This window comes from Poseidonibacter sp. (assembly GCF_041821165.1).
GTDB lineage: Bacteria > Campylobacterota > Campylobacteria > Campylobacterales > Arcobacteraceae > Poseidonibacter.
The window spans coordinates 1-7201 of sequence record NZ_JBGUES010000118.1; the positions used below are offsets into that span (position 1 = coordinate 1).

8 protein-coding genes are annotated in these 7201 nt (G+C 27.2%); all 8 read right to left on the reverse strand.

Translation table 11 applies throughout. The features are described from left to right. On the reverse strand, positions 1-247 hold a 247-nt coding region (locus ACERKK_RS09270), incomplete at its 3' end, for a hypothetical protein (RefSeq protein WP_373772803.1). Positions 248-285: 38 nt separating this feature from the next. Further along, on the reverse strand, positions 286-1374 hold the full coding sequence (locus tag ACERKK_RS09275; protein ID WP_373772804.1) for a prohibitin family protein: 1089 nt from the start codon (positions 1372-1374) through the stop codon (positions 286-288). A 41-nt stretch (positions 1375-1415) separates the two neighbouring features. Continuing rightward, positions 1416-2336 (reverse strand): branched-chain amino acid transaminase, encoded by a 921-nt coding sequence (locus ACERKK_RS09280; RefSeq protein ID WP_373772805.1) that lies wholly within the window; start codon positions 2334-2336, stop codon positions 1416-1418. 124 nt (positions 2337-2460) lie between these two features. Further along, complete coding sequence (locus tag ACERKK_RS09285; protein WP_373772806.1) at positions 2461-3495, reverse strand: hypothetical protein; 1035 nt, start codon at positions 3493-3495, stop codon at positions 2461-2463. Between the two features lie 45 nt (positions 3496-3540). Further along, positions 3541-4527, reverse strand: a complete 987-nt coding sequence (locus ACERKK_RS09290; RefSeq protein ID WP_373772807.1) for an LPP20 family lipoprotein — start codon at positions 4525-4527, stop codon at positions 3541-3543. Then, positions 4517-5695 (reverse strand): CsgG/HfaB family protein, encoded by a 1179-nt coding sequence (locus tag ACERKK_RS09295; protein WP_373772808.1) that lies wholly within the window; start codon positions 5693-5695, stop codon positions 4517-4519. The genes ACERKK_RS09290 and ACERKK_RS09295 overlap by 11 nt, the downstream gene beginning before the upstream one ends. Positions 5696-5847: 152 nt before the next feature. Next, positions 5848-6993, reverse strand: coding sequence for a murein transglycosylase domain-containing protein (locus ACERKK_RS09300; protein ID WP_373772809.1), 1146 nt, complete (start codon positions 6991-6993; stop codon positions 5848-5850). Further along, the coding region (locus tag ACERKK_RS09305) for a hypothetical protein (protein ID WP_373772810.1) at positions 6969-7201 on the reverse strand (233 nt) is incomplete at its 5' end. The genes ACERKK_RS09300 and ACERKK_RS09305, both read right to left, overlap by 25 nt.

Below are 7201 nucleotides of genomic sequence, written 5' to 3' on the forward strand. Positions count from 1 at the left end.
TTTTGTATCTTTGTGATTTATCAATAGCTAAGTTAGGGTCAAGATTAATCTGTATTTCTTTTTTTTGTTCTTTTGGTTTTTCTTCAATAGGTTTAGGTTTTTTTATAGGAGTTTTAATTGGTTCTATTTTATCAATTACTTTATTTATTTTTTGAGGTTCTTTTTTAATTTCTTTTTTTTCTTGTAAAAAAATAAATAAAACAATAGAAATTGTAATTAGTATTAAAAGTATTATAATCTTTTTCATATTAAAGGTAAAAAAGAGTAGAAAATCTACTCTTTTAATTACTTGCTTATAGCAGTATCTCTTGTTTTGTCTTTTGTATCAACCCAAATATTTGGAGTTGACCCACCAGGCGTTAAGAAAATTTTAGCATCTTTATTAACTCTAAGTGCATCATTGAATTTCCCTTGAATTTCAATTTGTTGCATATGTAATAAGTTAGGTGTTAAAGATTTAGCTATTGCAATATTTGCAGCAGCTTGTGCTCTTGCTTCAATAGTAACAGCATCTGCTCTACCTTGTGCTTCAATTCTGTTAGCTTCAGCATCCCCGATAGCTTTTGCAGCTCTTTTTTCAGCTTCTTGTTTTGTTCTTAAAACTTCGTATTTTACTCTTTCAGATTCTTGATTAGCAATTTGAACTCTTTCAATTTGATCTTTAATTTTCTGAGGTAATACGATTTCTCTTAATTGAACTGATAATAATGAAACAGGTTTACCAGGTAAGCCATCAATATTTGCTCTTACACCTTCTTCAATTTTTATAGCAATTTCATTTCTTTTTGTTGGTAACTCTTCAGCTGTATATACACCAACTACATTTCTAACGATATCTCTTACAACAGGGTTAATAATTTTATCTTCCCATGAGAATCCCCAGTTAGCAATAGTTGTTGGAGCTCCATCTGCTGTTAATCTATATTGAACTGTCAATTCAATTGAAACAGGTAAACCTCTTGCATCAAGAATATTAATTGCAGGGTTAAGTCTAATACTTTGATCAAAACTACCAGTAGTTTCAACAGAAGCATAATTCATTAATCTAACTTTTGTATCAATTAACACAACTTTTTGGAAACCTGGAATATATAAGTGAATACCTGGTCTTAAAGGAGTTTCTTCATATTTACCTGTAGTACTTTTAATACCAACTTCCCCTGATTCTACAATTACAAAAGGCTTGAATATAAATAAAAGTGCAATTACTGCGATTATTACATAAATAATCCCTGCTTTTTTCCCTAAATTTTTGAAAAATTCTGGTGGCTCAAAAGGTGGTTGGTAGTTTCCACCACCACCGTTATTGTTGTTATTTGAATTCCCACCACCACTTTGTTGTTTCTTTTTAAAGTAATCGTTATCTATCGGCATATTTTTCCTTAGTTTAATTTAATAAGATATATTAACAAAGATTAGTTAATGTATGTTAAATGCTTAATGTATTTTTCATTTCTACCTTGAACTACATCAAAGTAAGCTGTTTGAAGAGCTTCAGTTATTGGACCTCTTTGTCCTGCTCCAATAATTCTTGAATCAATATCTCTAATAGGTGTTACTTCAACAGCAGTACCTGTAAAGAATGCTTCATCTGCAATATAAACTTCTTCTCTTGTAAGCCTTCTTCTAATTACTTCATAACCTAAGTCTTGAGCTAATTCAATAACTGTAGCTTGAGTAATAGATTCTAAAGAGTTATCATTTGGAGGAGTAATAATTACACCATCTCTTACAATAAAGAAACAAGCACCAGAAGCTTCTGCGATATAACCTTGGTCATCTCTTAAAAGTGCTTCATCATATCCACATTCAACTGCTTCAAATTTTGCCATTTGAGAGTTTAAGTAGTTTGCAACTGCTTTTGCTTTTCCCATTCCAGATGTGTTAGAATTTCTAGTCATTGATGCAATTTTTACTCTTACACCTTTTTTAAGACCTTCTTCACCTAAGTAAGCTCCCCATTCCCATGCAGAAATCGAAACCTGAACAGGTGCTTCTTTATGGTAAAGTCCCATAACACCGTAACCTAAATATACTAATGGTCTAATATAAGCACCTTCAGTTAATTCATTTTTTTGTAATAACTCTACTTGAGCTTTATTTAATTCATCTTCAGTAAATGGAACATTAATTAATGTCATTTTTGCTGAGTTAATAAGTCTTTTCGTATGTTCTTTTAGTTTAAAAATAGCACATCTACCATCTTGTGTTTTATATGCTTTTGTACCTTCAATAGCACCGTTTCCATAGTGAAGAGTATGACTAAGAACGTGTACCTTAGCATCAGGCCAATTTACAAATTCCCCATCCATCCATATGTATTTTGCTTCAGTCATATTATTAATTCCTAATGATTAAAATTTAAACGTACATTTTATCTAAGATATGATTAAAAAAATGTTTAAGTATATTTATTAGTTTATTTTGGGAAAAATAAAAAGCCTAGTTATAGGCTTCTTATTATAATTGTTTTTTCGATTTTTGAAGTTCAATTAGATTTTTTTCAGCTCTAATTATTGCAATAGCAATATTTTCTTCTACTTTTGTCATTAAAGATATATCTTCAGCTTTTTTGAATAAATTCAATGCTTCTTCTACATTTCCTAATGCTTCATTAACAATTCCATAATTATATAAAGCTACATAACTTTTGAAATTTGTAAGTTTATTTAGTTTTTTTAATAATTTTTCTGCTTTTTCTAATCTTTTATTTTCTATTAGTACAAGAGAAGTTTTTAATAAACCTTTTTGTATATCTGTATAATCGATATCAGGTTCATCCATTAATTCAGCTGTAAAATAAACATATGAAGGAGCAATATCTTTAACTAATTGTGTAGCAATATAACCTGCTAGTTTTGTATTTTGATCTCTTTTTGTTGGAAGAACTATATTTTGATCAATACATTTTTTTATTTTATTAGAAGCTGAGTAGTTTTTAGTAAATATCGTTTTGCTATTACTTACTTTTATTAATTTAACTTTTGTATTTACACTATAAGTATTTGCTTTACATTTTACATTGTATGTTCTATACTTTGCACAATACGCATCACCTTTTTTTGTATAAGCAGTTCGAACACAAGTATCATAATCAGTTCTACCTTCAAGATAATTACTTGTTGCAACATCAGAAACATTTACTTTTCCTGTAACTAGTGTTTCTATTTGTGCTAAACCCTCAGTTCTATTTCCTTTAATCAGTTTTACTAGTCCCGAATCATTTAGCTTTTTTTCTTCCATTATCCTAGAAATATTATTTCTATCAATTAAATTAAAATAATTCTTATCATTAATTTTCACATTAGCAATTGTCGAATCTATTTGAGATGATTGTGCAATATAATCTGATTTAAATGGTAAAACCCCTATGTTTTTAATAGCTTTATCAGTCACTTGTGCTGCTTTAATTGCTCTAATTTGAGTTTTTTGAGCACATCCTGTAATAAATATTAGCAATAAAAAACTTACTAAAATAGCTTTAAACAACTTCATAATTGATTCTCCAACAGATAATTTAACACAATAATAAATAATATTTTATTTATTAAATAAAATAGAGTTTAGACCTAGTTGTGTTACTTCATCTTTAAAATAACTTGCAGCACTTGCAAGAGCATTTTCATTTGAAGATGATGATCTTCCAACAGAGTTTATTATATTATTAGAAATAGTTCTTCCATTTGAAATAACAGAAATTGTTGTGTTTACCTTTGCAATTTTCCAACCTCTAGCAGTTGAATAATTGATTTTATTGTTTAATGATATTTTTACATTATCATCATAATTGACAACTTTATATGAATTTTTATTTAATTCATCTATTAGTTGATCACTAAAAAGTTTGCTTGAAGTATTTGAAGTGATTTTTATTTTTAATGAATCTTTTAATGAAGTAATATCATTTGAAATATTGTCATATTTCTTTAAATATTTAAGATCATCAAAATCTTTATCTATTGCATTTAATAAAATTACTTGACTTCTTGCTTTGTTTAAAATAGGGTTTGCATTTTCTAAAGTGTAGATTTTTTCTAAAATAGATTGATTTTTGCTTATTTTAACTGCATTATTTATTTTGCTTTCACTTAAGTCAAAATCTTTTTTCTTATCATTAAAAAGTTCTGTTCTACTAACTCTCATTAAAACAAAGAAGTTATTTCCTGCAACATGATTTTTTTCTACTTTTGCATTATTAAATTTAATATCTTGAACTTCAATATTTAAGTTTTGACTTACATCTTTTTTATAAGTACCATTTGAAGAACTTGTAGTTTTTTGTTCTAAATTTGAACCAACTGTTACACTAAGTCTTGCTGCCATATTGTTTAATGCCATATTTTTTGCTGATTCTAAAGAACTTGATTCTCCTATACCATATAAATGAATAGGGTTATTAGATGGAGCATTGATGTACCAATTAGGTAGTTGATGTGAGTTGTTATTTTTTGCCAGAGGTAGCGTACTGCTACACCCTGTAAATATTAGTAAAAATGAAGCTTTTAAAGCTATTTTTTTATAATCCAAATGCATTACCTTTTTCATTTGTTTTTTGTACTATTTGTAAAAGTTTTAAATTTGAGTTTTTATCATCAATTGTTAACCAACTATGATTTGCACCAATTTGTTGACTTGCAGTTAATTTTGTTGGTAATTCAATTCTATCACAAGTTGATTTACCAGACATTGGGTCAATATTTTCCTCAAAAGCAAAAACTTTAAATATTTGATTTTCTTCTACTTTGTAATCATTACCAAGATTAACTTGAGCAATCATATCAGAACCATTAGTTCTTAATTTTGTAATATAACCTTGAACTGAGAAATATTTAGAAAAGTCCGTATCTAATTGTGTTAATGATTTCATTAATCCTGATTTTATTCCACCTACAACCATATCAAAAGATGGTTCTGGAACTTTACCAATATTCGAATCATCAGTAACAGTTTTTGAAAAAAGAATTTTACCAGTTTCAACATCTAATATTCTAATAGTACTTGTTGTTTTTATAATCATACCATCAGTTACAGATGTAACAACTTTTGCAAGTGTAGTAAATAGCTTAAGTGCTGCATTATCACTTTGTCCAGCTGCTCTTTGTGCAACACCTGCTGCTTCTGTATTATTTCTATATGTTTGCTCTACATTATCAATTGAACCTGTGATAATATATTTAACACCTGATAATTTACCAAATTTAACACTTGTTTTTGGATCTAAAAGTCCAGAATCTTGGAATTTTAATTCAGCATCTATTTTTTTCATATCAGATCTAGTAAAAAGTTTAGCTCCACCTGTTTCTAAAACTTTTGCTTCTAATAAAGGTGTTACTGATTCTGCTAATTTGGCATTAACATTTCTTTTTGTTTTAGTTTTTTTAGATTTAGATTTAGAAGCTACTCCAATAGCAGCAGCATTTCTACTAGCAATAATACCAGCAGCAGCTCTTGTTTGCTTATTTGCAGTTGTTGTTTCTGTTTGAGCACTTCCAAATGTAGAGTTATTTGTAAATTCCATTACTGCAACAGTTGGTAATACAGATGAGTATTCAGCTTTACAAGCTTCTGGGATTTCAATTTTATCTTTTATTTTTGTTTGGAATGCCATTGGATTAATTTCATTCTTCGCACAACCAGTAACTAATATAGCCGCAGTTGCTATAGCCATGGTATTAATAATATTTCTCATTTTCATTTTATGTCTCCTGTTATTATGTATAAAATAATAACAAAATTTGATTTTTAGATGTAATTAATAAAATTAAATAAAAGTTAAGATTATAATAATGTATCAAAAAGACACATTAATAATCTTTTTTAATATTTTTATTCTTTGGATAAAAATTATTATATTTTATCACCAATAAGTTTTTTATAGATACTAACTCTATTATTTACTTTTAATAAATACTGTTTTGTTTCATCATGTGGAAGATTTACTCTTAAATGTTTGTAAACTTCGTTTGGTGTCATGCTATTGATTTTACTTGATGCTTTATTTATATTGTATGTTCCAATAAATGCTTTTGCAACATTACCTGCACCTGTATTATAAGCAGCAATCGTACAGTACATTCTACTAATTGGATTTTTTACTTTTTTCATATATCTATAATATAAAATATGAAGATAACTTGTTCCTATTTTTATATTATTATCAGAATCATATAAATAGTCTGAACTTAATAATTTTTTCTTTCCATATAAAAATTTATATGTATCAATACCTGCTGTTTTTGGAACAATTTGCATTAATCCAAATGCTGGAACATAAGATCTTGCCATTGGATTAAATGAACTTTCACTATGCATAATCGCATAAATTAATTCAGCTGGAATATCACTTTTTTTTGCATTTTCTAATACAGTTGATTTAAAAGATTTTGCTTTTTTTATTAAACTATTAGATGGAAGTTTTACTTTTACTGTATAAATAAACTTATCACTATTTTTGACTTTTTTACTAGTAATATTTTTTAATTTATCCATAATATATGGTTTATCTACTATGTCACCAATAACTTTATTTGTATTTTTTACAACTTTTTCTTGTTTTATAATTTTGTCTATTTTTTGTTGTAATTGGTCATTTTTATATGCACTTTTTACATCATCTTTTACTAATTCATTTGAAAGTTTTTTTAGTTTTTCTTTTGCTTGAATTTTATTTTCAGCAATTACTTCAAGTGTAATTTCTTTTTTTTCAAAATCTACTTTCTTTTTTGTATCAAAATCTTTTCCATACTCAACCCATTTATTTTTATCACTTGTATCAATATCTGGCCAATTTTTTGAAATATTATTACTATATTCATTAAAGGCTTTTTGATAGGCTTCTTTATAAGTTTTATATTCAGACTCTAAATCATCTGCATATTGTGTAAACTGAGTATTTTGTTCTTTTAGATAATCTTCGTAAGTTCCTGCTGCATTTAAAAATGAGAAAGAACCAATTAATAATATTAAGCTTAGTTTTCTATAACCCATGCGCATATATCTCCATTTTCTTTTAAATATATTTCTTTAACCGTTGAAGAAATGTTTAAATCTTCCACTTCTTGTAAAGAGCTATTCTTGCTAGTTGATGATATAACACCATTTTGATTTAATTTATTTCTATATGTTGAAGTATTTATTTTTACTTTTTTTTGAATGGCAATTTGTTCAATTGCTCTCGAAATTGCAAGTTTTTTTTGAGCTT

Coding starts and splice junctions, on each gene's coding strand:
- ACERKK_RS09275 (WP_373772804.1), bottom strand. CDS start 1,374: ATGCCGATAGATAACGATTACTTTAAAAAGAAACAACAAAGTGGTGGT.
- ACERKK_RS09280 (WP_373772805.1), bottom strand. CDS start 2,336: ATGACTGAAGCAAAATACATATGGATGGATGGGGAATTTGTAAATTGG.
- ACERKK_RS09285 (WP_373772806.1), bottom strand. CDS start 3,495: ATGAAGTTGTTTAAAGCTATTTTAGTAAGTTTTTTATTGCTAATATTT.
- ACERKK_RS09295 (WP_373772808.1), bottom strand. CDS start 5,695: ATGAAAATGAGAAATATTATTAATACCATGGCTATAGCAACTGCGGCT.
- ACERKK_RS09300 (WP_373772809.1), bottom strand. CDS start 6,993: ATGCGCATGGGTTATAGAAAACTAAGCTTAATATTATTAATTGGTTCT.